This window comes from Paenibacillus paludis, assembly GCF_042610515.1.
Classification (GTDB): domain Bacteria; phylum Bacillota; class Bacilli; order Paenibacillales; family Paenibacillaceae; genus Paenibacillus_AQ.
Genome location: NZ_JBGJZP010000001.1, coordinates 88,630 through 114,278 on the forward strand (window position 1 = coordinate 88,630; position 25,649 = coordinate 114,278).

24 protein-coding genes are annotated in these 25,649 nt (G+C 44.8%); 17 read left to right on the forward strand and 7 right to left on the reverse strand.

The window, feature by feature from the left end; genetic code table 11:
• Nucleotides 1-153: 153 nt before the first annotated feature.
• The 10 genes from ACAN56_RS00355 (at nt 154) to ACAN56_RS00400 (ending at nt 9,384) form a co-directional block, all read left to right on the forward strand.
• Nucleotides 154-1,659 carry an AAA family ATPase gene (locus ACAN56_RS00355; protein WP_038592097.1) on the forward strand — a complete coding sequence of 502 codons (1,506 nt, stop codon included), beginning with the start codon at nt 154-156 and terminating at the stop codon, nt 1,657-1,659.
• 19 nt (nt 1,660-1,678) lie between these two features.
• Entirely contained in the window at nt 1,679-2,080 is a 402-nt protein-coding gene (locus tag ACAN56_RS00360) for a DUF1257 domain-containing protein (RefSeq protein WP_379139646.1), read from the forward strand.
• Between the two features lies 1 nt (nt 2,081).
• The gene (locus ACAN56_RS00365) at nt 2,082-2,276 is read left to right on the forward strand and encodes a DUF2997 domain-containing protein (RefSeq protein WP_038592106.1); all 195 of its coding nucleotides are present in this window, start codon (nt 2,082-2,084) and stop codon (nt 2,274-2,276) included.
• Nucleotides 2,273-2,887 (forward strand): 4Fe-4S single cluster domain-containing protein, encoded by a 615-nt coding sequence (locus ACAN56_RS00370; protein WP_379139648.1) that lies wholly within the window; start codon nt 2,273-2,275, stop codon nt 2,885-2,887. The genes ACAN56_RS00365 and ACAN56_RS00370 overlap by 4 nt, the downstream gene beginning before the upstream one ends.
• A 102-nt stretch (nt 2,888-2,989) precedes the next feature.
• The gene (locus tag ACAN56_RS00375) at nt 2,990-4,030 is read left to right on the forward strand and encodes an AraC family transcriptional regulator (RefSeq protein WP_379139651.1); all 1,041 of its coding nucleotides are present in this window, start codon (nt 2,990-2,992) and stop codon (nt 4,028-4,030) included.
• 96 nt (nt 4,031-4,126) lie between these two features.
• Nucleotides 4,127-4,921, forward strand: a complete 795-nt coding sequence (locus ACAN56_RS00380) for an SDR family NAD(P)-dependent oxidoreductase (protein ID WP_379139653.1) — start codon at nt 4,127-4,129, stop codon at nt 4,919-4,921.
• A 167-nt stretch (nt 4,922-5,088) separates the two neighbouring features.
• Nucleotides 5,089-6,135, forward strand: coding sequence for a hypothetical protein (locus tag ACAN56_RS00385; RefSeq protein WP_379139655.1), 1,047 nt, complete (start codon nt 5,089-5,091; stop codon nt 6,133-6,135).
• A gap of 136 nt (nt 6,136-6,271) precedes the next feature.
• The gene (locus tag ACAN56_RS00390) at nt 6,272-6,814 is read left to right on the forward strand and encodes a GNAT family N-acetyltransferase (RefSeq protein ID WP_052092089.1); all 543 of its coding nucleotides are present in this window, start codon (nt 6,272-6,274) and stop codon (nt 6,812-6,814) included.
• 225 nt (nt 6,815-7,039) lie between these two features.
• Nucleotides 7,040-7,462 (forward strand): chemotaxis protein CheW, encoded by a 423-nt coding sequence (locus ACAN56_RS00395; protein WP_038592128.1) that lies wholly within the window; start codon nt 7,040-7,042, stop codon nt 7,460-7,462.
• A 266-nt stretch (nt 7,463-7,728) separates the two neighbouring features.
• Nucleotides 7,729-9,384 (forward strand): DUF6138 family protein, encoded by a 1,656-nt coding sequence (locus tag ACAN56_RS00400; RefSeq protein WP_379139658.1) that lies wholly within the window; start codon nt 7,729-7,731, stop codon nt 9,382-9,384.
• 44 nt (nt 9,385-9,428) lie between these two features.
• Here ACAN56_RS00400 and ACAN56_RS00405 read toward each other — a convergent pair whose 3' ends face one another.
• Entirely contained in the window at nt 9,429-9,704 is a 276-nt protein-coding gene (locus ACAN56_RS00405) for a hypothetical protein (RefSeq protein WP_379139660.1), read from the reverse strand.
• Nucleotides 9,705-9,779: 75 nt separating this feature from the next.
• Here ACAN56_RS00405 and ACAN56_RS00410 point away from each other — a divergent pair, with 75 nt between their 5' ends.
• From ACAN56_RS00410 to ACAN56_RS00425, 4 genes are all read left to right on the forward strand, one after another.
• On the forward strand, nt 9,780-10,121 hold the full coding sequence (locus ACAN56_RS00410; RefSeq protein WP_379139662.1) for an amidohydrolase family protein: 342 nt from the start codon (nt 9,780-9,782) through the stop codon (nt 10,119-10,121).
• 68 nt (nt 10,122-10,189) lie between these two features.
• The gene (locus tag ACAN56_RS00415; protein WP_379139665.1) at nt 10,190-10,471 is read left to right on the forward strand and encodes a hypothetical protein; all 282 of its coding nucleotides are present in this window, start codon (nt 10,190-10,192) and stop codon (nt 10,469-10,471) included.
• An 85-nt stretch (nt 10,472-10,556) separates the two neighbouring features.
• Nucleotides 10,557-11,012: a MarR family winged helix-turn-helix transcriptional regulator gene (locus ACAN56_RS00420; RefSeq protein WP_038592138.1), complete on the forward strand. Its 456-nt coding sequence runs from the start codon at nt 10,557-10,559 to the stop codon at nt 11,010-11,012.
• Nucleotides 11,009-12,610, forward strand: coding sequence for an MDR family MFS transporter (locus ACAN56_RS00425; protein WP_379139668.1), 1,602 nt, complete (start codon nt 11,009-11,011; stop codon nt 12,608-12,610). The genes ACAN56_RS00420 and ACAN56_RS00425 overlap by 4 nt, the downstream gene beginning before the upstream one ends.
• Before the next feature lie 206 nt (nt 12,611-12,816).
• Here the strand turns inward: ACAN56_RS00425 and ACAN56_RS00430 are convergent, their stop codons facing one another.
• The gene (locus tag ACAN56_RS00430) at nt 12,817-13,416 is read right to left on the reverse strand and encodes a hypothetical protein (RefSeq protein WP_379139670.1); all 600 of its coding nucleotides are present in this window, start codon (nt 13,414-13,416) and stop codon (nt 12,817-12,819) included.
• Nucleotides 13,417-13,839: 423 nt separating this feature from the next.
• Between ACAN56_RS00430 and ACAN56_RS00435 the strand changes: the two genes are divergently transcribed.
• From ACAN56_RS00435 to ACAN56_RS00445, 3 genes are all read left to right on the forward strand, one after another.
• On the forward strand, nt 13,840-14,091 hold the full coding sequence (locus tag ACAN56_RS00435; protein WP_269322568.1) for a tyrosine-type recombinase/integrase: 252 nt from the start codon (nt 13,840-13,842) through the stop codon (nt 14,089-14,091).
• A 266-nt stretch (nt 14,092-14,357) separates the two neighbouring features.
• Complete coding sequence (locus ACAN56_RS00440) at nt 14,358-15,749, forward strand: DHA2 family efflux MFS transporter permease subunit (RefSeq protein ID WP_038592144.1); 1,392 nt, start codon at nt 14,358-14,360, stop codon at nt 15,747-15,749.
• 160 nt (nt 15,750-15,909) lie between these two features.
• Entirely contained in the window at nt 15,910-17,160 is a 1,251-nt protein-coding gene (locus ACAN56_RS00445; protein ID WP_038592147.1) for an MFS transporter, read from the forward strand.
• Nucleotides 17,161-17,397: 237 nt separating this feature from the next.
• On the opposite strand, the gene ACAN56_RS00450 is transcribed toward ACAN56_RS00445, so the two are convergent.
• The 5 genes from ACAN56_RS00450 to ACAN56_RS00470 form a co-directional block, all read right to left on the reverse strand.
• On the reverse strand, nt 17,398-18,516 hold the full coding sequence (locus tag ACAN56_RS00450) for a GerAB/ArcD/ProY family transporter (protein WP_379139673.1): 1,119 nt from the start codon (nt 18,514-18,516) through the stop codon (nt 17,398-17,400).
• A gap of 314 nt (nt 18,517-18,830) precedes the next feature.
• Nucleotides 18,831-20,036 carry a Ger(x)C family spore germination protein gene (locus ACAN56_RS00455; RefSeq protein ID WP_379139675.1) on the reverse strand — a complete coding sequence of 402 codons (1,206 nt, stop codon included), beginning with the start codon at nt 20,034-20,036 and terminating at the stop codon, nt 18,831-18,833.
• A 15-nt stretch (nt 20,037-20,051) separates the two neighbouring features.
• Complete coding sequence (locus ACAN56_RS00460; protein WP_052092092.1) at nt 20,052-21,659, reverse strand: spore germination protein; 1,608 nt, start codon at nt 21,657-21,659, stop codon at nt 20,052-20,054.
• Nucleotides 21,660-22,163: 504 nt separating this feature from the next.
• The gene (locus tag ACAN56_RS00465) at nt 22,164-24,215 is read right to left on the reverse strand and encodes a serine hydrolase domain-containing protein (RefSeq protein WP_379139678.1); all 2,052 of its coding nucleotides are present in this window, start codon (nt 24,213-24,215) and stop codon (nt 22,164-22,166) included.
• Between the two features lie 150 nt (nt 24,216-24,365).
• Nucleotides 24,366-25,649, reverse strand: coding sequence for a GHKL domain-containing protein (locus ACAN56_RS00470; protein WP_379139680.1), 1,284 nt, complete (start codon nt 25,647-25,649; stop codon nt 24,366-24,368).

Consider the following 25,649-nt stretch of genomic DNA (forward strand, 5'->3'; position numbering starts at 1 on the left):
AGCGGCCGGAAGTCCAAATATTCACCGTAGTTACGTCCTCGCCCAAATGGGGAAATCTTAAATTCAATCTATATAGAAAGCCCAGCTGAATGTATAATTATTATAGCTTTACTACGAATATTAGGAAATACACAAGTGAAAGGATAGACTTCAATGTTTGATATCACCAGTTACCTGCAAGCCGGTTACCCGACATTATGGATTCGTACATGGGAGGAAGCGCGGGCGTTAACGCAATTGGCCAAAGTAGCCCGAGATCAGTCCCTTAAACTGAAAGTGTGGTCAATTACCGAAGGCTGGATAAGCAAAGATACGGGGAAACGGCTGGAAGTAACAGACCCTGTAGAAGCGCTTAATGCGGTGAGGGACGGCGAGGATTCGAGTCTCTACGTGTTTCTCAGCTTTCATTTCTATCTGGGGAGTCCCGAAGTGCTGCAAAAGATTAAGGATCTTATCCCGATCGCCAAAAGCCGCGGCCGCCATCTTGTGTTTCTCTCCTGCCGCGTAGACCTTCCCCCAGAAATTGAAAAAGAAATTACACTAATCGATATTCCTCTACCCAAAATAGATGAATTATCCTCAGTACTGGACAGTGTTCTAGAATCTGTTCCTCAATCTATTCAGATAGATGATCGCAAGGCACTGTTGGAAAATGCACTGGGCCTCACTTGCGCGGAGGCGGAAAATGTTTTCGCTCTGTCACTTGTGCGCTACAAAAGCTTTTCGACCGACGCAATTCGTAACGTCCAGCTTGAAAAATCAAATGTCATACGAAAGTCGGGGCTGCTCGAGTTCATACCGGCAGAGCTTACAACGGAAGAAATCGGCGGTCTGGATTTGCTCAAGTCATGGCTGTCTGAGAGAAAGCGGGCTTTTTCCGAGGAAGCTCAAGCCTTTGGGTTGCCAAACCCAAAAGGAGTTCTGGTTGTAGGCGTGCCCGGCAGCGGTAAATCTCTTTCAGCCAAAGCGATCTCGAGCGCTTGGAACTTGCCACTGCTGCGCTTCGATATCGGGAAGGTATTCGGAAGCCTTGTAGGGCAGTCCGAGGAGCAGATGAGACGGGCGCTGAATTTGGCCGAGACGATATCGCCTTGCATTTTATGGATCGATGAACTGGAGAAGGGGATGGCCGGACTGCAGACATCGGGCTCCTCAGATTCCGGTGTAACGGCGCGTGTACTTGGAACCTTCCTCACATGGATGCAAGAAAAGTCGCGGCCCGTTTTTGTATTCGCCACGGCGAATAACGTGAACGCCCTGCCCCCTGAAATGTTGCGGAAAGGGCGGTTCGATGAACTGTTTTATGTAGATTTGCCCAACGAGCTAGAACGAAAGGATATTCTTCGCATTCATCTGAAAAAACGCAGGCGGAATCCGGACGTTTTCGATCTGGGACAGCTTGCCCGGGAAAGCGACGGTTTTGGTGGAGCCGAGATTGAGCAGGCAATCGTGTCCGGGCTCTATCGAGCTTTCAGTGAACATCGCGATTTGCAAACGGGTGACATCTTGGAAGCATATCGGGCAACCAAACCACTCTCGCAAATCATGAAGTCGCATGTCGAGCGTATCCGGGAATGGGGCATGGCGAATGCGCGTCCCGCCTCATCCAGCATGATAGAGATAAACGGCGACGATAATAAAAGACGCTTATTTATTTAAGCGGAGTTAGGAGGAACTGGTGTCACATTTTACAACTTTGCAGACAACCATTAAAAATATCGAGGCGGTCCGTATGGCGTGCCGGGAACTCGGATTAGAACTTGTGCAAGAAGGCCAGGCGCGGGGCTATGGGGGACGAACGATTAACGGAGATTATGTCATCAAATGCAAAGGACCGTATGACGTTGTTTTGAATAAGCAGCAGGACGGCCACTACGGGATTATCACCGACTGGTATCAGGGACATGTGGCCAAAGAAATCGGTGAGGGTGGAGGCCGCCTTCTGCAAACATACGGTGTAGTTCTAGCAACTATGGAGGCCCGCAAATTGGGTTATTCGGTAACCCGCCAATCCATGCCCGACGGGTCGGTGAAAGTGGTGTTAACTCAAGCAGTATCAGGCGGAGGAGGGGAGCTGTGAAATGAAGCAGATTGTCATAACGGTCGGCCCCGACGGTTCCGTTTCGATCGAGGCTCAGAACTATAAGGGTACTGAATGCGACGCCGCGACCCGGCCATTCGAGCTTGCATTAGGACAGATAACGAAAAAACAGCGAAAGCCGGAATTTTATTCTGCGAAGCATGGAACTATGAACAAGTACGAAAAACTTTTATGAATAGTAGATCACCATTTAATGAATCTGTTCAGGACACCGAAATTCAGCTCCTGCTTCATACTAGTGTCACTCCTTACTCCCTGGTGAACGGCCCGGGGTTGCGTTTGGTCATACATTTGCAGGGTTGTACCCTCGCTTGCATTGGGTGTTTTAATCCGGCTTCTCACCAACCAGGAATCGGTATCAAAATGAGCATTGATGAGCTCTGCAAGAGTATTCCAAACGACGTGGAAGGCATAACCGTAAGCGGCGGGGAGCCTTTTCAACAACAGGATGGCTTGCTGCTACTGCTCAAGAAGCTACGTCAACATGGATATTCCATCATCGTGTTCAGCGGGTATACCCAAGAGGAAATTTCCAAGTTGCCGAAAGGGAATAGTATTATGGAGTATATCGATGTGCTGATCGACGGCCGCTATGAGGCAGACCAGTCAGCTGATATTGGTCTGCGAGGGAGTAATAATCAGGTAATCCACCTTTTGACGGACCGTTATCGGATGGAGGATCTGCAGGTTCGCCGGACAGAGCTAACTTTCCTGCAAGATGGCACAGCTACGTTGACAGGGTTTCCAAGCGGGGCCTTACGAAAGATTTTTAGTCAAATAAGATAAGACGAATAATGGACTAAACCAAATAAATAGCTAAGAGCCGCGCTTCGCGCGGTTTTCTTAATTTAAAGGGACCAGGTATTTCAGTCAAGGAGGCTTAACAATATGACATTCCATACCCCTGACCGTATAAAGATCCCGCCAGGGTTCTGGGCTGGTTTGCGAGAGTTAGGAATTGCCGCTCACGATGTTGTTCGTCAAGCGCGGCTGCCGCTCACGATTATCAACGGACCTGCAGGAGTCACGGTCGCCCAATATTTTGCGGTCTGGCAGGCATACTCTGATCTCGTCGGCGATATCTCCCAAGGAATCATCAAGCTTTCTACTGCGTTTGATACAGCGCAATATCCGCCGTCCGTCATGGCGACATACCATGCTCGCGACTATCGCGATGCGCTTAACCGCATGGCCCGGTACAAGCAGTTGTGTCCTCCTGAGAGCTTACAGATTACCGAGGAAGGCGAAAGCTGCAGGATCGAACTGGATTGGCAGCGTACTGAGCAATCCGGTCCGGCGATGCTGGTCGGGATTACATTTGCCACACTTCTGGAGCTCGGGCGCCGGGGCAGCGAACAGCCTTTAACTGCAAAGCTCGTCGAATTCTCACAGCCAATGGGCGATGTAAAGTCGCTTGAAACTTACTTCGGCTGCCCGATACGGACCGGCACGGAATGCAACCGGTTGACGCTGCGTCGAAGAGATCTGGACTGCCCTTTTGTTTCGTACAACGAAGAGTTGTTGGAGATTCTGACTCCCGCTCTGGATCGTACGCTGGATGAACGGCAATACGGCCGCTCCATGACCGAAACAGTCAAATGGATCATGAAACGCAGCCTCACAGGAGGGCGGCCCGACATTCAGGCTGTCGCCAGGGAACTGGGTATGAGCGATCGCACCTTGCAGCGTCGCCTTACGGACGAAGGTACGAGCTTCAAGCAGCTGTTAATGCAAGCTAGACATGAGCAGGCGCTAGAGTATTTGGCTGACCCCACGCTAGAGATTAAAGAAGTAGCCTTCCTTATCGGATATGAGGATCAGAACTCATTCTACCGTGCCTTTCGCTCATGGCAAGGCGATACTCCATCCCATTGGCGTGCCGAACATATAGGTCCAAACATTCCGACAACCATAACATTGGCGCGTTAAGCGAGAACAATGGCGTAAAAGGCTAGTTACCGGTCGACCCAGACAAGGTAATATAATCCCTATCTCGAACATCTAGAGAAAAAGGAGACAGATAACATGGATATGGGACTAGCCAATAAAACCGCACTTGTGACAGGATCGACGAAAGGGATAGGAAGGGCTATTGCCATCGAACTGGCCCGAGAAGGAGTTAATGTACTAATAAACGGGCGGAACGATGAAGAGGTAGAACGAACAGTTCAGGAAATCAAGGCACAATTCCCGGCCACCTCTCCTCAGAATGCGACAGCTGATATCGTGGATATTAAGCAAAGGGAAGCTTTATTCAAGAAGTACCCCAGCGTGGATATTTTAGTAAACAATATGGGCATTTATGAAATCATGACATATGAGGATATTGACGATGAAGTGTGGGAGAAATACTTCCGTACGAATGTTCTCGCCGCAAACGGATGTTCTAAATTTTATCTTACTCAGATGTTAAAAAACGATTATGGCCGCATTATCTTTATTGCGAGCGAAGAAGCCATCATGCCTTCCGGTCAAATGCCTCAGTATTGCATGACCAAATCGATGTTATTATCCTTGTCCAAAAGTTTATCTAAACTAACGATAGGAACGGAAGTTACCATCAACACGATTATGCCGGGACCCACACTCTCCGAGAATGTCCATCAAATCATTGATAGCATTTACCCTAATGAAGAAATTAGTTTTGCGGAAAAAGAGAAAAAATTCATGGCGACAAACCTGCCTCAATCTGAAATCCAACGGTTTATCAGGCCGCAAGAGATAGGCAGACTAGCTGCATTTGTATGCAGTCCAGATGCCTCCGCATTTAAGGGTTCTCCAATCCGAATGGATGGGGGAATGGTGCCGACGATTTTTTAACCTTTATTATTATTGCCAGGCGCTTGAGCTTCCTCTTATTTTATATATTGTGAATTGAAGGCCCTACCCACACCGCTGCATGTAACAGTATAGGAAAATAATCCCTTTTGTCGAATGTATGTATGATGAGAGAGCTTGAATTATTTTCTGGGGAGAAGTGGACAGACATGATTAAACGTAAGAGGATTGTTCTTATTGTGGCCGTATTGACATCTATAATGCTAACCGGGGCAACTAGAATCGCTCCAAATCTTGAACAAGCACCCGAATTAAAAATTAGAGTCCAAAAAATCGATTACCCTAAACCCTTGGAACCGTTGACAATCTTTTGGGCAAAAGATAATGAGGGGCTGTATAAGACGATTTTCGGTCCGGGCAAGACGAAGACTACTATGGTCATGACCGGTATTTACAGCAATATCTTGTATGAAGATTACGAGACATTATATTTTCTGAAGCATGGGGTTAACCAGACAAGCGATATCTACAAGCTAGAAGTGTCCTCCAAAAGATTGACGCGCCTGACCAGCTTAGGGGGAATCGATCAATTTTCCCTCAAGAACAAGAGCATCTATTATGTCACCAATAGCATGACTATCGAACCTGGCGTGTACCGGATGGCGCTGGATGGAAAGTCGAAGGTCAGAGTTAGTTCAACCCTGTTGGATGCGCAGGATAAAAGGTATCGGTATTACATTGGCTCAGGAATACAAACTGATGGGTTGGACGTCTATTTTCCGCTTTTGCGACAGCCCTTGCCGTCTACTGGCGAGAAGTATATCGTGCAGAAAGACGATGAAATCGAATATAACTGGAAAACCGCGAAGAACAATGAGGAGCAACTCTCTACTTATTTTTTCTATATGACAGATTACATGGGTGATGCAGATTCCGATTCGTTCGTTTTTGTAGAGCATGATGAGGAGGCAGACACGACTTACCTTCATCTGTTTAAAAAAGGTAATCAAATTGTTCGTAAAATAATCGGTTGGGAACTTGAGCCTTTGGACATCTTGCACGGATGGGCGTATTTCACCGCAAAGGCTGAAAACTTGGAAGCGGGAGGGACTTTCGCCATTCGGCTGGACGGTTCAGGACTGCGTCAAATCGGTAACAATGAATTTTTACTATCCGACTACTTAGGAAGCATTAAGCGGAATCTTGTGTTCCAGAACCGTAACGACGGCACATTTACGATTATGAAGGAATTATGATTTCATTAGAAGTCGCCATATTGGCGACTTTTTTTATAGTAACGATATAAGCCGAAAGTGACAAAATGCTAATATCCCAACCTTTCTTCCTGTGATATGATTATTTAAATATATTTATTAGTAGGGGATGGTGCAAATGTTAGATCAGCGAGTGTACGTCCGGTTCCCGGAGGAAGCGGACGCCGAACAATTGACAGGAATGTTCAAGCGCAATCGGGAGTTTTTTGAGAAGTTTTCACCAACCAACCCGGATGAGTTCTATACGGAGGAGCAGCAGCTCCAAATGATTAAGAAGAGTAATGCCGATAGAGCAGAGGACCGGAAATATGATTTCATAGTATGCCACATGGCGGACGACCGGATTATTGGTAACGTAGGGTTGTCCTTTGTGGTGCGGGGTCCGCTTCAGTGCTGCATGATCGGATACTGTCTGGACCAGGATTATAACGGCAAGGGCTATATGACGGAGGCTGTGAAGCAGGTGGTGCGCTATGCCTTCGAGGAGCTGAAGTTTCACCGGATCACAGGGGAAGCCTCTCCCCGAAATCCCGGATCCATGCGCGTGCTTGAGAATGCCGGGTTCCACAAAGAAGGCATCGCTCAAAGCAATGTAAAGATCAATGGGGTCTGGGAGGATCATCAGGTTCTGGCCATTATCAATCCCTCCGAGCGCAGCTAGACATTACGCAGCTAACTTGAACAATTATGTAATCAACCTTGATTGGCTTTGTGCCTTTCGAGGTTTTTTTCAACAATCCATTATAAATAAAAAAATTATCGTATCATATCTTCGTCACTTCCTTCCGAAAGTAAATAGAAAGACTTTATTCAAAGTGTGATACATTTGTTTGACTATTATAAACAACAAAGAGCTTATTTGACATCAGAAGGAGCTGGCTAATTTATGGATCAAATCATTGTATTCAAACTCGGAAATGAAGACTTTGGACTCGATATCAATACTATCGGGGAAATCCAAGATTCTAAAAAATCCACACCACTTCTATTTGCCGAACCTTGGCATGAAGGATTCGCAACTATTTACGGAGAACTCTACACTGTCATTAACCTGAGAATAAAACTGAATATTTCTCGTCAGGAACGCCGTGAACAAGACAAGTTCATCATCTTGCATACACATAAATTAGCTTTTGTTGTTGATTCTGTTGAAGACATTGCCTCCGCTGCTGATTCTGTCGTTCATGAACCACCTGATAATCCCAATAAGCAAGTGATCGAGTGCAGGTATGAATCCAACAATCGTATGATTTCGGTCTTAAATGTCCAAGCACTCATTGATTCAACACTTCTTAAGGCAAGTGAGTAACGATATTCATACAATTTTCTGCTGAAGTAAGGGAAAGATCAATTTAAGTAGACTATTTATTTCATTTTGGACGTCCTAAGCAGTTAAGGGACGTCTTTTCTTCGTAAACGGGACGTCCAACCACGCTGGCTTCAAAACCTGTTGCCGATCAATTTATAGGAACCCAGCATATAACTGGGTCTCGCGCCTAATTGTTCTGCTTAGGAGGACAGGCTATGATAGAAAGTAACTTATAACAGCACTAAATAAAGGAGCACGTTATGGAAATGGAATCCACGTTAGAAACGATTCTGGACGAAATGAAACAGGAGATTGACAATTGGATAGCCTATATTAGCGATAAGGACGCAGAAAAAATCGTAAAACGTACCAAGCTGCAGGTGGGAATTCACGGTCATGCTTTGCTCGAATATGCCAAGGGCAGAGTTGACGTGACAGATGATGAACTCAATCTCACTTTGCCTGGAGGTAAGGCCATCCCCGGCGAGTTGCTGAGCGAGGAAGAAGTGCGAGAGCAGATTGTCCCTGAGCTTGCTTCTTATATGCAGCATAAATTGAATGCGCTGCCTCCGGCGCTAATCGATTATCAATTTACTTTTGACGGTAAGTTTCGGACGCGGGAGGGCGGAGTCAACGTTCGTATTCTCGAATTCGTTGACGAGACGAAGAAGCAACAATTGCTGGAACGAATCTCCATCTATATTGCGGATAAGCTCGAAGCGGGAAAATATCCAACCAAACCTTTGGAGACGTTTTTCCTCTCCAGGCACCTGTTGGACGAGAGACTCTTCCCTGACACAGATCCCGGTGTAATCATTTCTGTTTTCGAGAACATTCAACAAGTGAATAAAGGGAACAAGCATCTTGCTGAGCATCGGAATAATGTTACCGGGGCTTTGAGGAATTGGGTAGAGAGTCATTGGTTGCCCTGTTATTTCGATAATATAGGGACACAGTGGCAGAAAGAATTTAAGAAAAGAAGCGATGCCCGGCTGGAAAATACGGAGCAAGGTCCGATCGAGCTGGCCCTCTATGCTGCAATCCTGATTCTTAAATACGAACCTTCCTATAGTAGAAGTGTGGGGCTGGCCATTTTGAATTGCGCTATCGAATTGGGAAGCGCCCAGGCAAAACGTCTGACAAAGGAAGGCAGTGGAACGTTCGCCAAGGAGGACGTCAGCTTTCGCGATGAACTGGCGGAATGTACGGCCAACGATGTGTTTGCCGAGGTGACCATAGCCATTAAGCAAGAAACGGAGGAGAGCTACGCGCAGGCACTCCGGTTTCTGACTCACTTGCTAAGCCTGGGCTTCCCGAAAAGCTATCAAATCAAGCTGAAATCAAGCGTCAAGCAATGGCTACCGATGAAAGGATTGGCCAAGTCGAGCACGCACCGATTCTTTGCCAACGCCCTGGAATATCCGAATTTGCACCCCTTGCTGGAGGAGTACGCCCGGGTGGCGATGGAACCATTCGAATGGTATGCGGATACAGAAGGCGAAAAAAATTGCATGCCGGGCAGTTATGCGGTCTTCGGCCTTGGGCTTACAGATCAGGATTATTTTCCATTAGTAGAACAATACATTGGGATGGTTGACGAAGAACACCAGTCCGTCCAGAATCACTTCACAGTCGCGTTGGCCGAGCGGCATGGCATTCACTTGGAGACAATTCCTACGCTGGTGAAATGCATGCTGCATAGCACGGATTCGATGAAGCTGAAGATTCAAAACGATATGGAAGATGAGGCTCATCTCCGGCTGCTGCTCGATCAAGTACGCGGTCTGCAGAACTATGAGGTGGAGCATATCGTTTATTTGATCTGGGGCGGAGCGGACAAACTGAAGAAGATAGCCGCCAAAGCCGAAGGGGATCGGGGAAAATGGCTTTTTGAGCTGGCACAAGCCACCGGCCGCAGTTAGCCTTGGCGATCATCCTGCGAAGTGTTTTCTAATTGAGCGTTAGCTTATCTGGATGGCAAAAGTTTAATTTGGGGAGCATCTTCATTCTTATAAATCGGAATGAGCTGAACGAGACCTTTGTCTTCGTCAACCACCGGAACTTCAATCAGATTCCGATCTGAAGTTGGAAGGTGAGAATCAGAAACTAATTCCGAGCTAACGTTGTCTACTATTGGTGATTCTACAAATTGTTCATTGAGCTTATCCGACTTTCCAAAGATGAAGACAGCAGTAAATAGTATGGCACTCAAACTTATATACTTGATCCGTAATTTCATCATTCCTACCTCCGCAAACGATTAATTTGAAGATTTAACTATATTCTACATTAAAATGGGTGAGGACAAGTAGCGGAATTGGCAGACGCGCAAGGTTCAGGTTTTGGTGCGGCTACAATTAGTAAAAAGAACGTTCCCCACGCTGGCGCCTTCTTACCCATTCTTGCGGACAGACTTGCTCCAGCGCTGCAGATGATGCCTGATATATTTGGTGACCATGCAGGGGAAATAGATGTATATGCTGCTCTATTACAAATTGTCGATGCTGGCCAACTGCTCTATGGAAGCGACTATCCGTATACGCCGGAATCAGGCTGTATGGCCTTGGCTTCCGCCCTGGATACCACAGACCTGCTGACAGATGGACAGCGGCATGCTATTTATCTGGATAATGCCCTGCGGTTATTTCCAGAACTGTAAGGAAAGATGCTGCGCTTTTCCCATAGGAATGACAAGATCCCGGCTTCTTTTAGGAGCAAGCCGGGATTTTGTCATTTTTTGACGTGATGAATTATATTTCAGCAACAACCTGGCAGGGAAATCCTGAGAATCCATTCATATTGACGTTTCAGTTCGTCGTAGACGTTAAAGATCCCCTGCTTGGGTGTTCCGCTATCGCAAAAGATGACCTGGGGCAGCTGTTTCTGGCGTTCCCGGGAAATGGGGATTTTCTCAAACTGGCTATGGCTGATGATAAAGGCATCATAATTACCCATGGCAATACGGGAGACAAAGCGTTGACACATCAAAATCCTTTATTTGACTTTTGAAGTGAAGAAGCATATTATTAGTTCATCAAATGAACTGTATAAATAATGAACCATTTAAAAAGTGAACTAAAGGAGGCGGAATGGTTTGAAAGAGAGCAAACTAGACGCGGTTGCAGAAGGCATATTAAAGGTTTTTCCTGAAATTGTTAGATATTTTTTTCAACTAAGAGACGAAGCATCAGATTCCAGTTACACGTATCAGGACTATGTAACACTACATGTACTAGAGGAATTTGGAAAGGTCCCCATTTCAGCTGTTGGGAAAATTCTGTTGATATCCAAATCGAGGATGACGGCGCTTGTGGACAAACTAATTGAGGCAAAGCTCATAGAAAGAATTCCCGATTACGAGGATCGCAGAATCATCAATCTTGAATTAACGAGTAAAGGCAAGGAATTAGCCTTAAACAATCGGAGAAATTTAAAGATTGGGATTAGCAAACGATTTGTAAATCTCAGCGAAGACGAAATGGAGCAATTCATCCATTCCATGACGGTTATGCAGAAGCTAATGACTAAAACAGGGGAGAAAACATTGTGAATACCATTGAGACTTTAACGAATAAGCAAAAAAATGTAATTATGCTTGGTCTGACACTGAGTGTTCTGCTCGCTGCCTTGGATAGTACAATTGTTTCTACTGCTATGAAAAATATTACGAACGACCTGAATGGGTTGGATTTATTTGCTTGGCCGCTAACGATCTACATGCTTTTTTCCACCATAATTACTCCTATATCGGGAAAGCTTGCAGATACATTTGGCCGAAAGTTGTTTTTTATGATCGGTGCGATCACCTTCTTGGTAGGCTCTGTATTATGTGGGTTGTCGCAATCTATGATTCAGTTGATTATTTTCAGAGCAATTCAAGGGCTTGGTTGCGGAATATTAATGGCGAATACGTTCGCCATGATTGGTGATATTTTTCCTCCTGCTGAAAGAGCCAAGAACTCAGGCATCGCATACTCCGCATTCGGTTTGGCCAGTATCATTGGGCCGCTCCTTGGGGGAACCATCACCGACCACTTCGGTTGGAGATGGATATTCTACATCAATCTTCCGATAGGCTTCCTATTTATAACACTTATTCTAATTACAGTGCCAACAATAAAAAACGAGAGTACCGCTCGACGAAGTGTAGACTATGCAGGAACTGCCGTCTTAATTGCAGGGCTAATTCCTATGCTGCTGGCATTTACATGGGCTGGTAAAAAGTATCAATGGTCATCACCAGTGATCATTTACATGTTTGCCTTCTCAGCAATCATGCTAATAGTATTTGGTTTAATTGAAAGAAAAGCGAAGGAGCCAATCCTGCCCTTAGCCCTGTTTAAAGATAGAACCTTCCGCGTAGCATCGACATCTGTATTCTTGTCTAATGCCAGCATGTTTGGAGCGGTGCTTTTCATTCCCTTGTTTGTACAAGTCGTGCTTGGTAAGAATGCAACGAACTCCGGTATGGCGATGGCGCCACTCATGCTTAGCTTTGCAATCGCAAGTATGCTTAGCGGAAGAGTTATTTCCAAGACGGGGAAGCTGAAGATTTTCGCGGTCAACGGATTTATTATTACGGCCATTGGATTTTTTTTCTTGACAAGGTTTGATGCGAGTTCGACCATTTTGCAGATTAATATTGCTATGATTATTTCTGGTCTGGGAATCGGGTTGAATATGCCGGTTTTTACTCTGGCTGTCCAGAATGCATTCCAGCAGAACCAAATGGGAGTTGTTACTGCTGCGGTTCAGTTTTTTAGAAATATTGGAGGGACTATTGCATCAGCTGTTTTCGGGGCAATTATGTTGTCATCAATTACAAACGGAATTAAGAAAGTAGATCTAACCCAGTTTTCTTCCTCTAATCCTCCCTTTGATTTTAGTACAATGATTAGCAACCCTCAGGCTTTGACCAATGTAAACACGATAAATGCATTCAAAGAACAAGTGCCACCGTCAGCAATGGATGATTTTAATAAGCTATTGCTGCGGATAAACGATATCCTTTCAACTTCTATTCAACAGGTATTTATGGCAAGTCTGCTTATTGCCATTGCTGCAATTGCCATCTCGCTGCTGCTTCCGAACCATTCTATCCAAGAGAAGCAGAGACAAAATAAGTCTAAATTGAACATTGATCGATAAGCTGGCCTGTTGATTAGATCAGTCCATAGTCAATTATGCAAATAAAAAGCAAACGGAGGCCAACTGTTGGTCCGTTTGCTTTTATAATTATCTGGATCATTTAGAGGAGAGGATTAGCAATTCCTCGGATAGGCTCAATTCATGATTGTGAACAAATTGATGCTTGTTCAAAGTATATTCACAGGCATTTTCAGAATCGCATTCATTTAATCAGTAATTTTTTTAAGCTCAAAAATAGTTGCCTCTGATAACAAGATAAGCCTATCGTTATTAACAACAAAAAAGCTTACACTTACAGGTATGCTCATTTTTGTAGAAGGGTCACTTATATCTATTGCTTTTACTTCATCATTTATATTTAAGTCTGGGATATCTATTTTATATAATCTATAAAAAGAGTCAGAGTTATAGCATGTCGCTGTAATCTGATATAATGGATTTTTTAGTTCATATTGATATTTCTTATACTTTTTAATTCCTTTTGATGAAAAAAAGTCTTTTTCGATTATAATTTTATCTCCAATAAATTTTTGCCCTGTTGGATATTCAGAAGCATCATTATATGAATTTGCAAATCCTAAATGCTTCTCAACTTTCCAAGTTCCATAGAAATATTTTTCAGTTTCACTATCCAAACTTATACGTTCTACAGTACAATATTCGGATGTGTTTGTTGGAATAATAGACTCCTCCGTTTCAGGTTTAGGCTCACTAGAAGTATTTGGATTTGATGTCATTTCAACATTTCCACAAGCCGATGCTAGCATCAACATTATCATCATACAAGCCAATATTGTTTTTTTCATATCTCACACTCCTACTATAAAGTTATGTTTTCGCATGTTTAGTTGTTACTTGATTACTATACCGAGCTCATTTTTCAACACTATATTCCCTTTTCATCTACCTAGCAGAAATTATATCAGAGCAATTGAAGCGATGAATGACATAAAATTAACATTATTTATGAATAAGGTTAACTTTATGTTATCTAAATCACAAACAACAATACGCCCAAACATCCATGTCAGAGCCTCATCCCAAAGAAGGATTACGCGTTTGTTTGTGCAACTAATTCATTTACCTTCTTATACAAGGTATCTCCTCCAAAAGGCAAGTACCGACTTTGTTTTTGTAATCGGAACTTAAGTGCATTTTAGCTTTTAATTGCCCATTCTATCCAGCAAAAGTAAACTAGAATCGATACAAAAATTCTGATACTCAACATAATAGGAACTTTATCTGGGAGGGGTTATTGTGAAGCGAAATATTCGGAAGAAGCAGGTCTTATACAAAACCTTAGGCCACATAAACTACGCCACTTCCTACTAACCTGGCTGAAAAAGAAGGGCATTGACGACGCACTCATACAACCGTACTCCGGCCATGAAAGCCGCAAGTCATTAGAGGTGTATTCAAAGCTCGCCATTACCGAAGCACAAAACGAGTACAACGAGGTTATCAACAAATTCCCAATCTAACCCATACGCTTGCACTTGGTGACAGCGACGCTGGTATTACCCCAATAAGCGAAAATCAGATTGACAAAATAATCTATTAGATATATTGTGGATATTCGAAGTCTATTATTTATCTTAATTATAGATATATTGTATCTATAATGTATTTTATTAATCTTGAAAGGATGATTCATAACTCATTCAATCGAAAGGGATAACTGTATCCATACACGTCTTGCAGCAGCTCGCTGCATCCGATTAGTACTTCTGAAAGCGGTGAAGATAGCTTGACTAATAAACCCAGCATTATTGTTGCCTCCCTGGTGGTTGCCAATTTTCTAGCCCAATTGATGCAAACGATGTTAAATACGGCGTTGCCGCGTGTCATGCAGGATCTTGCAATTCATGAGAATCAAGCGCAGTGGCTGATTACAGTGTATTACCTGATGATAGGTATAACTGTTCCTGTTGCCGGATTTTTGATCGGAAAGTTTACCACGAGAGCCTTGTTCATGGCCTCTGTAGGAGCGTTCACAGCAGGAACATTGATTGCCGGGATCGCCTGGAGTTTCCCGCTAGTCCTGACGGGGCGTTTGGTTCAAGGCATCGGTGCGGGCCTGCTGTTTCCGCTGTTTCAGACGACAATACTCAGAGTCTTTCCGAAGGAGAAAATCGGTGCAGCGATGGGAGTAGTCGGTTTGGTCCTGGGGCTGGCTCCGGCGCTTGGGCCCACTCTGTCTGGGTTCGTGGTTCAGAACCATTCATGGAGACTGTTGTTTTACGCTGTGGCGCCGCTTGCAGCCGCCAATTTATTCTTAGCGCATTTCACGCTGCGGAATGTAGGAGAGACTCATCAGACCAAACTCGACACCAGGTCCATTATCTATTCTTCACTCGGATTCGCTGGTATTTTGTATGGATTTAGCATTGTCGGGGAAGAAAAGGGAAGTCCCGCTGTCGCTGGGGTCATCCTTCTGGCCGGATTCCTGATCGTGGCGGTGTTTATTAAAAGACAGCTCAAGCTCACAGCACCTTTGCTCGATTTCAAGCTGCTTCGGTACCGCTCCTTTACCCGATCTTCCATTGTGGGGGTGATCTTGTTTGCGGTGATGGTGGGGGTTGAGATGCTTCTTCCTCTGTATGCACAGACGATAAGAGGCTTAACACCTCGGGAGTCCGGGCTTATGCTGTTGCCGGGTGCATTGCTGATTGGTGTCTCCGGTCTGATCTCAGGCAGGCTATATGACCGGTTTGGGGTTAGCCGCGTAACTCAGGGAGGATTTCTGCTCATTCTGATCATGGCATTGGCTCTTGCCCTCACGTTATCAACAGAGACGTCCTTTAATCTACTGGTTATAATGTATGCCCTGCTTATGTTTGGGGTAGGGGCAGTAATGTCTCCAATTACGGCCTATGCCATGGCAAGTATCCCAAACACTATGGTTGCTCATGCTTCTCCAATGACGATTACGCTGCGCTCGCTCAGCAGTTCAATAGGAGGTGCCTTGCTTGTAACGATAATGACTTCAACTGCGAGTGCCAGTTCCTTATCCTTTCCGCTGGATATGCTACAAGGCGTCCACATTGCATTCTGGACATTGACGGCTTTTGCCGGATTAGGATTATACTTGTCTTTTCATCTGCAAGAAGCGAGAAAGCTCAAACCTGCTAATATTTGATTTCTTAAATCTTTCCTGTGTTAGTTTTCGGATATGTATTCTGTAATTTCAGACTTTAGAAGGATGTGCACGATGATGAGGTCAGTATAATTAGGAATTGAAAGGAGAGTCATTCGATTCATTAAGATAAGTACTTTAGACAAATTGGGGGTTGAAAAGATTGAATAGGCACGAAAATAGCTCCAATGCACCAAGCCTGTTTCGCAATCGGTTCCTGCAGACGATTCTATTATCAAGTGTGCTCCTGCAGATCGGCATCTGGGTACGTAATTTCGCTATTCTCCTATACGTTGCAGATAGAACAAACAATGACCCCTATGCCATTTCGCTAATCAGCGTAGCTGAATTCGCGCCTATTTTTGTTTTTTCTTTCATCGGAGGTACTTTTGCCGACCGTTGGAGGCCGAAGCGAACGATGATCTGGTGCGATTTATTATCCGCGGTATCGGTATTCGTAGTACTTCTGACCATCCATTACGGCTCCTGGCACTCCGTCTACCTTGTCGCCTTCATCTCAGCTATTCTTTCGCAGTTCTCGCAGCCTTCAAGCATGCGATTGTTTAAGTATCATGTGCGGGAAGAACAGCTGCAGCAAGGAATGGCTTTATTCCAATCGCTGATGGCTATCTTCATGGTGCTTGGCCCTATGCTTGGCACCTTCGTTTACAGCAAGTTTGGTCTTGAAACCTCGATCGCTGTAATGGGCGTGGTATTTCTGCTTTCTGCACTCGTCCTTATTCGGCTGCCTGAGGATAATATGGAACCTCAGACAGCTGCTGTAAAAGGGCAGTTCCGAAAAGACTTCATAGAAGGCTTTCGTTATGTCTGGCAAAGCCAAGTGCTACGTATGCTTGGACTTGCGTTTATTCTTGCGGGACTCTCAGTTGGCATAGCCCAAGCTCTCAACCTGTTTATTGTAACGGAGCGGCTAGGCAAAAGTGAGGAATTCCTGCAATATCTGCTGATGGTGAATGGTGCAGCCATGCTGATCGGTGGCGGGATCGTAGCCGTATTCGCAAAGCGGGTTCCGCCGCAGCTTCTTCTAGCGATAGGGATGCTGGCAGGCGCGGTCTGTACAGTGATTGTCGGGTATTCGACGAGCGTTCCGGTCACGCTGACTGTTCAATTTCTGAATGGGCTAGTTTTCCCTTGCATTCATATTGGGATTAGCACAATGATTCTGAAATGGTCACATGCTTCCATTGTCGGCCGGGTGAATGGGGTTCTGAATCCGATGTTCGTTGGGATGATGGTCGTTTCCATGTCTTTCGCTGGTGTGTTAAAAGATGCCTTCTCGCTGGGTACGATCTATAGCGGAGCAGGATTATTATTTCTTCTTGGCGCACTGGTCATGTTGCCGATCATGAACCAAAAAGCACCGGATCACGCACATACCGCACAAAAGACATAATATCGAGACCTCTATAAGGTTGAAATGAAAAAGAACCGGCCATCAAAAAGTGGCCGGTTCTTCTTCATTCCATGGTGGTTAACCTTCAGGGAGTACCGGTAAGAATCGGGATGGTTGTTCTGCTGGAAATGGCCTTGGAGACGAGTATGTAAAAGAGGACAAGAATATGATCCTATGACCACGATCCGCAGCCGTTTTAGTCGGCCATCTGACTGGCCAGGCGGTGCCCAGTGTGACTTACCCTTTGGATTCTGTTCTTTTCTTTGACCATAGTTTTCGTATCACATGAATACAGAGCAGCAGTAAAGGCAAAAGAAGCCCTATAGATAACGTATAAGATAACCATACTGTCCCATCCCACGTTTGTTGGTAAGGGACATTCGGATATATGACTACCGACATGACAACCAAGATCATTCCGAGTGGTGAAACTAGAGGCCGATAATCTTCTAAATTAAAAACCTGTGCTATGGCCAACACAATTACGTATATGTATATAGTGGCCCTAAAATAGAGCGAAATAAACCACATGATGGCCATGATGGCTTCAATGCGCTGCAGAAAATTGCCGATATTGATTTTCTGGGCTAACGAATAGCTTGGAAATAAACTTTTTGCCGTTAAATCAGGTCCTAAAACCAAAATCGACAATGCAACAATCAGGATCATCATCAGCCCGCCAAACATGCTTCCGCTGAAAAAAGCTTTACGGGCGTTATCGATACGATTCACAGCCGGAAAAATCATTAACAAAACGATATGGGGTAGAAACAAAACACTGATAAAGGATAGTGCAGCAGGCCAGATCGGTCCTAATCCTGCCTCCAACACGGGCTCGACATTTTCCAGTTTGATCTCGGGTGCAATTAAAATAACTAAAGAAATATAAAGAAGGATAAATAAGGGGAACAATAGTTCAGCAGAACGGGCAAATGTTTCAATTCCAAGCCGTGCCCCCATGACTATAATGACCGCAAAAAGAATATTTACGGATTGAGCCGGCGTTTCCGGCATGATTTGGGTAGTTAGAAAATTTCCTACATCATACAACGCTGAGGCAGGACCACTCAAGAAAAGAGTAACGATAAATAGAAGAGAAATGGTTTTGCCCAACCATTTTCCGAGAAGGGCTTCAATGATCTCAACCAATGTCATCCGTGGATAAAGGGTCGCTATTGTGTTGTAAATCCATACGAGGAAAAAACCGGAGCCCACGCCAACGAACGCGGCGATCCACGCATCCTGTTTGGCTAGGAAGGCCATACCTGAGGGAATGACCAGGATTGCGCTTCCGATCGTAAATAAAGTCGTTAAGACCATAAATTGACGTCCGGAGATTTTGACTTGCTTTAACACATCTTTCACCTCGTTTTTATGTTATTAGACCGATATGGGTTAGAAAATCAGTGAATGGTTTATACACAAATGTAATCCAATCCAAAGGGGTGGGAATAGCCCATTGCAATGCCTCGGCGCTGCTGATTCCCACCCCAAGGAGTAGCAGAAGGGAAAACACCCATAGCTCCTTTTTCAACCTTTTTCTCAACATGTAAGGGACTTCGAGAATCATGATCGCAGCAGCGGACAGGATTATTCCCAGTATGACCGCCATCTCGGTTAGCATCGTTAATCACCTTCTTTCGCATGGTAATATGATACCTATTGGTAGCCTACTTCTTCATTTCATTCAGGAATGAGCTTCCAGTCGTACCTAAGCGTCGAATCTTGAAATCGACTTTGATGTTCACCGGCAGTTCTGCAAAGTACTCATTATCCCAATTTTGTTTCAGTGACTTCCAGGCTCTCGGGTTACTGCGGTGAAGAGCTTCACCGAATCCGAAAATGTCAGCTTTGTACGATTTTTGTGCCTTCTTGATCGCAGACTCCATAACTCCTGCTATCTTTTCTTCACTTTTCTTCTGTAGATCATAAATCGTGTTCGTCTTAGTCAGATCCAGTTCGCTACACTCAACTTCCCCCACGTTGGCTTCAATCTTGAGGTGAATATTGATCCGGGGCTCACCCCTATAAATGTACCCTTTCATGGAGGCATGGGTCCGGATGATTTCCATTACGACTTTGCCACCTTTGGGACAGGTTACAAAGCCAACAGAGCTTTTCACTTTGCTGAGGATGAAATTGTAACCCTTGCTTTCACTTTCATTTAACCAGCCAATCAATCTATCTTTTTTAAATACAGCAAGCCCAGAATACTGTAGGCGAGTATGGGGGGATATCATTTCGACATTTTTTTTTGTTTCTCCAGATTCTTGATCTCCAACGATCTGAAGTCCAGTCAAGATGGGCTGCTTTCCTTCACTTGTGAGATCGGCTATAAATTGATCTAAGGTTACCGTAGCACTGGGGGACCAGCTTTTTTCCGACGATTCCAGGGATGAGAACAGCTTGTCGGCAGGAATAGGATCCAAGGGCGTCATGATTTTGAGCGTATCCTCCGCACTTGAGCGTTTCGTTACTACAAGGTAAAAATCGGAGCGAAATTCATGGTCCCTGGACAGGAAGTCCAGGGCTTTTGCTATTCCTTCCGTGGCCATCGACTCGCCGATCACGCATATGCGAAGGTGGGAAAAATAGATTTTTCTAGGACTTAGTGTTGTTAGTTTTCGGACCGCTTCAAATAGGGTATCGGCTTCCGATGTATACAACGTGGCGGGGGCCCGCCCGCCCACCCCTTTCTTGGTAGATACTTCTCCAGGATCTACGACTTGGACAGAAACACGGAATTGATCTCCTTGCTTATCTATTCCCATACCGACGGCGATTGCAAGCTCATTTAACTCTTTGCGGTTCCAACAGCCAGTCAGAAGCGTGCCAAGTGTAAGAATTAGAAATAGAAAGGAAGTTTTCCGTTTCATGCTTGTCCACTCCTTTCAATCCGTATCTGTCTCCTCTGGTTTATTTCCGTGATTTTCGGGGTGAAGCGATTCGCGATTCACGTTCTTCTGATTAAGTAGTCGGGGACGAGAGACCATCAACCAGTGCGGAAGCCGTATGAGCGTATCCTTGGTGTCTGCCGGGATTAGGGGCGCAAGCGGACTCATATACGGAACGCCGAAAGAACGAAGACTGCACAGATGCAGAATGAGGGCAATGCCTCCGACGATGATCCCGTACAGCCCAAATGAAGCGGCTAGTCCCATCAAAGGGAACCGCAGCATACGAAAAGCGATGGACATATTATAGGCAGGGAGAACAAAGCTGGAAATCGCGGTAATAGATACGACAATAACCATTGCTGCAGATATGATGCCCGCCTCGACGGCTGCTTGCCCGATGACGAGTGTGCCTACGATAGAGACGGCTGCTCCGATGTACTTCGGCATGCGAACGCCAGCTTCCCGCAATATTTCAAAAGTCAATTCCATCATGAGTGCTTCGATAAAGGCGGGGAAGGGAACAGCCTCCCGCTGTGCTGCCAGACCGATCAGCAGTGAGGTCGGCAGCATTTCCTGATGGAACGTAGTGATGGCAATATATAAGGACGGACCGAGCAGGGAGATAAAAACCCCGGTGTAACGAAGAATCCGGATAAAGCTGCTGATGTCCGCACGCTGATAATAATCCTCCGCTGCATGCAGGAAGGAAACAAACAACGCGGGTACGATAAGCACAAACGGGGTTCCATCCACCAGGATAGCGATTTTTCCTTCCAACAGTTCGGCGGCGATGACGTCTGGACGTTCGGAGTTGTACACTGTTGGGAAAGGGGTGAAAGTTTTGTCCTGGATAAATTCCTCGATATACCCGCCTTCGAGAATACCGTCTACATCAATGCGATTCAACCGCTCATGCACTTCCTCGACCAATTTATGGTTCGCGATCCCATTGATATACATGAGAGCGACATCGGTCTTAGTCACACGACCGATTTGTTTCGTTTCCAGCCATAGATTCGGATCTTTAATCTTGCGCCGGATTAAGGCCGTATTCGTGCCCAGTGTTTCCGAAAATCCTTCCCGTGGTCCACGGACGACATTTTCTGAGGCTGGTTCGGTGACACCGCGATCCTTCCATCCTCCTGCGCTGACCACTATTCCCTTCGTCTCACCGTCAATCAGGATGATTGCATCCCCGGACAACAGCGCGTTATATAAAGTTTCAAAGTCGGTAATATCCCGGATGTCACCGATGGTCAGAGTGTAATCTTTCAAAATCTGCAAGACATTGGAGGAAATTTGAATCCTGCGGTTCACGTCCTCAGACAGGCTGCTATCGAGCATCATCGATTTCATGATAAAGTCGGATACTATATTTTTATCCACTAAACCGTCGGTATAGAGGATCGCGATGGTTTGGCTCCCGTCCTTGCCAATGCGAACTTCTCTGATGATAATGTCGGTGCTGTTACCGACGGTTTGTCTGATCTGCTGAAGGTTTTGTCCAAGACATGCACTGATCGGTTCCTCTGAATGTGCAGGTTGACTCTCGCTGTGCTGGACCTGGGGCTTTTTAACTTTGTTTCTTTTACGAAAACGCATGAACGTTCTCCCTCTCCTTAAGGATTCTTTTAATCCAGTATGGGCCCAGAGGTCTCTTGATAAACTTATTGTTGGAATTATCATATAAAACCATTTATTTTTGCTTTTTTGTGGATTATACGAACATGTAGTTGGGGAATTGTCAGAAGTGAAGGTACCTCCATTATAAGGGATCAGTATGGACCCGGGGGGGGCCTAGTATTTTTATTGAACACCCTGACTGCACCTTTATTGAATATGTAGAACCTGAAGGACCATTAAGGATTCGATAAAATAACAGCCTGCTTTCAGTGAGTCGCCATCACCGAAATCAGGCTGTTATTTTAATGTAACGAAACAGAAGATAAGCTTGTTCCAGAGCTTTCTGTGCCTGTACCATCTCCGTATGATGCACCTCTTCAATATGTTTTCCCATATAGCAGTCCTGAGCAGGGGACTTATGGAAATTGAAGAGATCTCCTAAAACTGCAGCTTCCACGGCTCTGGATTTGTTGTTCCAAAACTCTATTTCTTCATACTAATCTGAAAAACATCTCCTGCCTCGCCGCCGAAAACAATCATCCCGCCTTTTGGGAGGGCGACTGGCTTATCTTTATTAAAGATAGAGGAGAACACAAGCATTCCTTTCTCATCGTAAACGACGTATCCTCCGGTTGCCGGAGCATCAACGCTCATCGTTTTAGCAGCCGAATTGTCACCGATTTTGAACCATACAGCATGACCGTTATCCTCAATCGTGCAGATCGACGTTTTTCTGCCGTAGATCGGATTAACAGCATCCTCACTTAGATAAGACTGCCCATCTATTGTCAAATACTCCTTGTTGTTCACGGTATGGAAGCTCAAATTGAAGGCATCCCTTCCGTTCATAACCGGAATTTCAACGGCATTTACAGCTGTATGCTCATCAACAATTTTAGTACCTGATGCATAGCCGTTTTCACTATCCACAGCTATATTTTTGACTAAGATAGCAGGGGAGAGATAGAATAGCGAATTGATCTTTTCTCCCAACTCATAGTAATTTTTACCGTTTCTTTTTTCCCATGCGGCTTTGGTTGCCTGCTGCAGAGGATTGGCATCAAGCTTCTGATATTCATAAGTGACCATAATCGTTTGCCCGATTCCAGGAATATCCACATATGAATCAAGCTTAATATAGGTATTTCCATTCGATTGTTTGTCAAAGCTTATCGTCACATTGCCATCGTTGTTTTTGAATTGTCCTTTGCCTGTATACACATAGGTTTGTGGCGGGATAATCCCCCCGACCAGAGCGGAAAGCTTCATCTCTCCGTTCTTAATCTCCACATCGATCGTTGTGCCAACTGCGCCGTATAATCCAGAATAAGCGAGCTGCTCTTCCGGCATGTTGACCTTCACGGATGGTTCAAAGGTTCGATCCGGCAAAACCTCTTTGATCTTGCCTTTGTCCTGCAAATATTCCAGTAGAACGTTAGATGCAAAAATACTATTGTAGATCGAACTCCCTCCTGATGACAGGACAGCGATTGAAATATTATGCTCAGGCAATGAAGTTAAGGCAGCATGATACACAATGGTATCCCCGCCTTTGGATAAGGCCTTGATGCCGTAATCATCAAACGGAGCCAAGCTGACAGCATCCCAGCCTAAACCATAGTTATAAATGTTTGTCTCCTCAGGTACCCACACGCCATTTCTATATTCAGGATTTTGCATCGCGGTGGATGACTTCTCTGATAAAATATTCGTCCGATTACCGATCAATAAATCCCCGAAAATTGTAAGCTCTTCAGCAGTGGAGTAGAGTCCGCCTGCACCAATGACGTTGGCATTCTCAACTGGCAAAGCCTGTTCCATTGTAGGGTAATAGGTTTTCGCCAGTTTTTCTCTGTCAAAAACACTAAGCGGCGTTTTGGTGGAGATTAATTTCAGCGGCTGGATAACCTTTTGATCCAGAAATTCGGTATAGCTTAAGCCGCTTACTCGTTCCACGAGGATTTCCAGCAGCTGAAATCCATCGTTACAATACACCGAATATTCGCCCGGGTTGGACTTTAAACGCTCAGATTGAAGCCTCAGCAATAACTCATCATGACTGCGGGTATCATTGTCATCGAACAGCATGCTATTTGCATAATGAGTTCCGTAAAGCCCCGACGAATGATTCATAAGCATGCGTGGTGTAATTTTCTTATATCTTTCATCGGCCATGGTAAAATCCTTGATATACGTGACAAGCGGTTGATCGATATCGATTTTGCCCACATCAGCCAGCATCATCGCTGCAGCCGTTACATGCATTTTGCTGACGGAGCCGATACCGAACATCGTGTCCTTCGTAATTGGAGCGTTAGTGGCTTTATTGTGGACACCCGCGCTGTCCGATAATACAATCGAGCCCGAATCCATAATGGCGTACTGCAAGCCGGTTACCCCATAGTCGGACACTATTTTTGCTGCCAGGTTTTGAGCCTTCTCCTGTACGGTTTCCTTGCTGATTTGTGCTGAAGCCGAACTCATGGGTATGACCACAAGCATAGCTGCCATTACTACAGCAATGATTTTCTTCATGCTAACTTCCTCCTTAGGTTCCTTTACCGGAATTCACCGGGGTTTAATGGTCTGTATTCAGCATACAAGAGAGGAGGCTGGTATATGCAAAAACACCCCGAAACGCTAAAAAACAATCCCTAAACAACAGCTTGTTTAGGGATTGTCCGTTCAAAAGGGCAGCATGACCATATTATGAAAGGTTTTTTGCTTGGTTTCAATAGTCATATGTCCGCCGTATTTATCACAGAGTCTGGCGATATTCGTGAGCCCGATGCCATGATTCTCCGGGTTAGGCTTTTGGCTGCGCAAAGGAACGACTTCATTATCCATATGGTTAAGAATGTGTATGAACAGTGCGGATTCATGGGAAAATATCTTGATCACGACGTAGCGGTCCTCTGCGATTTTCACATGCTTGGAAGCTTCAATTGCATTATCCAGCATATTTCCGAGTACGACACATAAGTCATAGCGATCTATCAATATCTCAGGAGAATACAAGTTCAGCTTCGTATCTATCCGAATGCCATTCGCTTGTCCGATGTTAAGCGTGTTAGTAACGAGGGCGTCTATCACCAAATGGCCTGTATTTACCCGCTGATAAGCGCCTTCGACTTTATTTAACGTCGTTCGGATATGCTCTAATGCTGCCGCTGGCTCATTTCGCTTAATACACTCCTCGATATAGAGAAACTGCTGGTTCGTGTCGTGAATTATTCTTTTGATCGATTTAAAGCTGTGTACAGTCTTTTCATAATTTGCATCCTGGTAGTCCATCTGCTGCTGCAGCTGGGCATTCTCATGCTTGAACTGGAATTTATCAATAATCGTATCAAAAATGTAGATGATCATCACGTTTATAAAAAGAAATCCAATAGCAGAAAGGAAATAATGGATGTTCATCTCATTGTAATTCGTGAGCACATTCAGCTGGTAGATGCTGATGATAGGGACAAGTATAAATAATATATAGTAACGATAATGCAAAGAGAAGCTTCTGCGTTTCGCAATCAGCCGGATAATCTGAATGACGGCAAACATAATCGTGAAGCTGAGCAGGGTGGCCTTGAATAACAAGTTCTGATTCTGTTCATTTACTGGCTCAAGACTGGTAAGGTCAACCGAATCTAACAGATAAAAAAAATAGATCGAAATAAAATTAACAATAGACATTAACACACCATACAGCACAGTAAAAATGATCTTTGTTTTCAGTTCCACAGTATAGGCTAGCGCCAAACTAAAGATGACCACTAAAGCCAGGATCGAAGAAATTACAAAGGAAACCGGAACGGAAATATAAACGTAACCAAGCACCCCGAAAATAATAAAGTAAATCCACCGCTTTTGCTTTTGGGCAGATTTGTCGAACACCGAGTTAAAGAAATAAATGATCTGAAGGCACATCACAACCTCAACACACAACCCAAACATCCAGTTGTTCGTAATCAT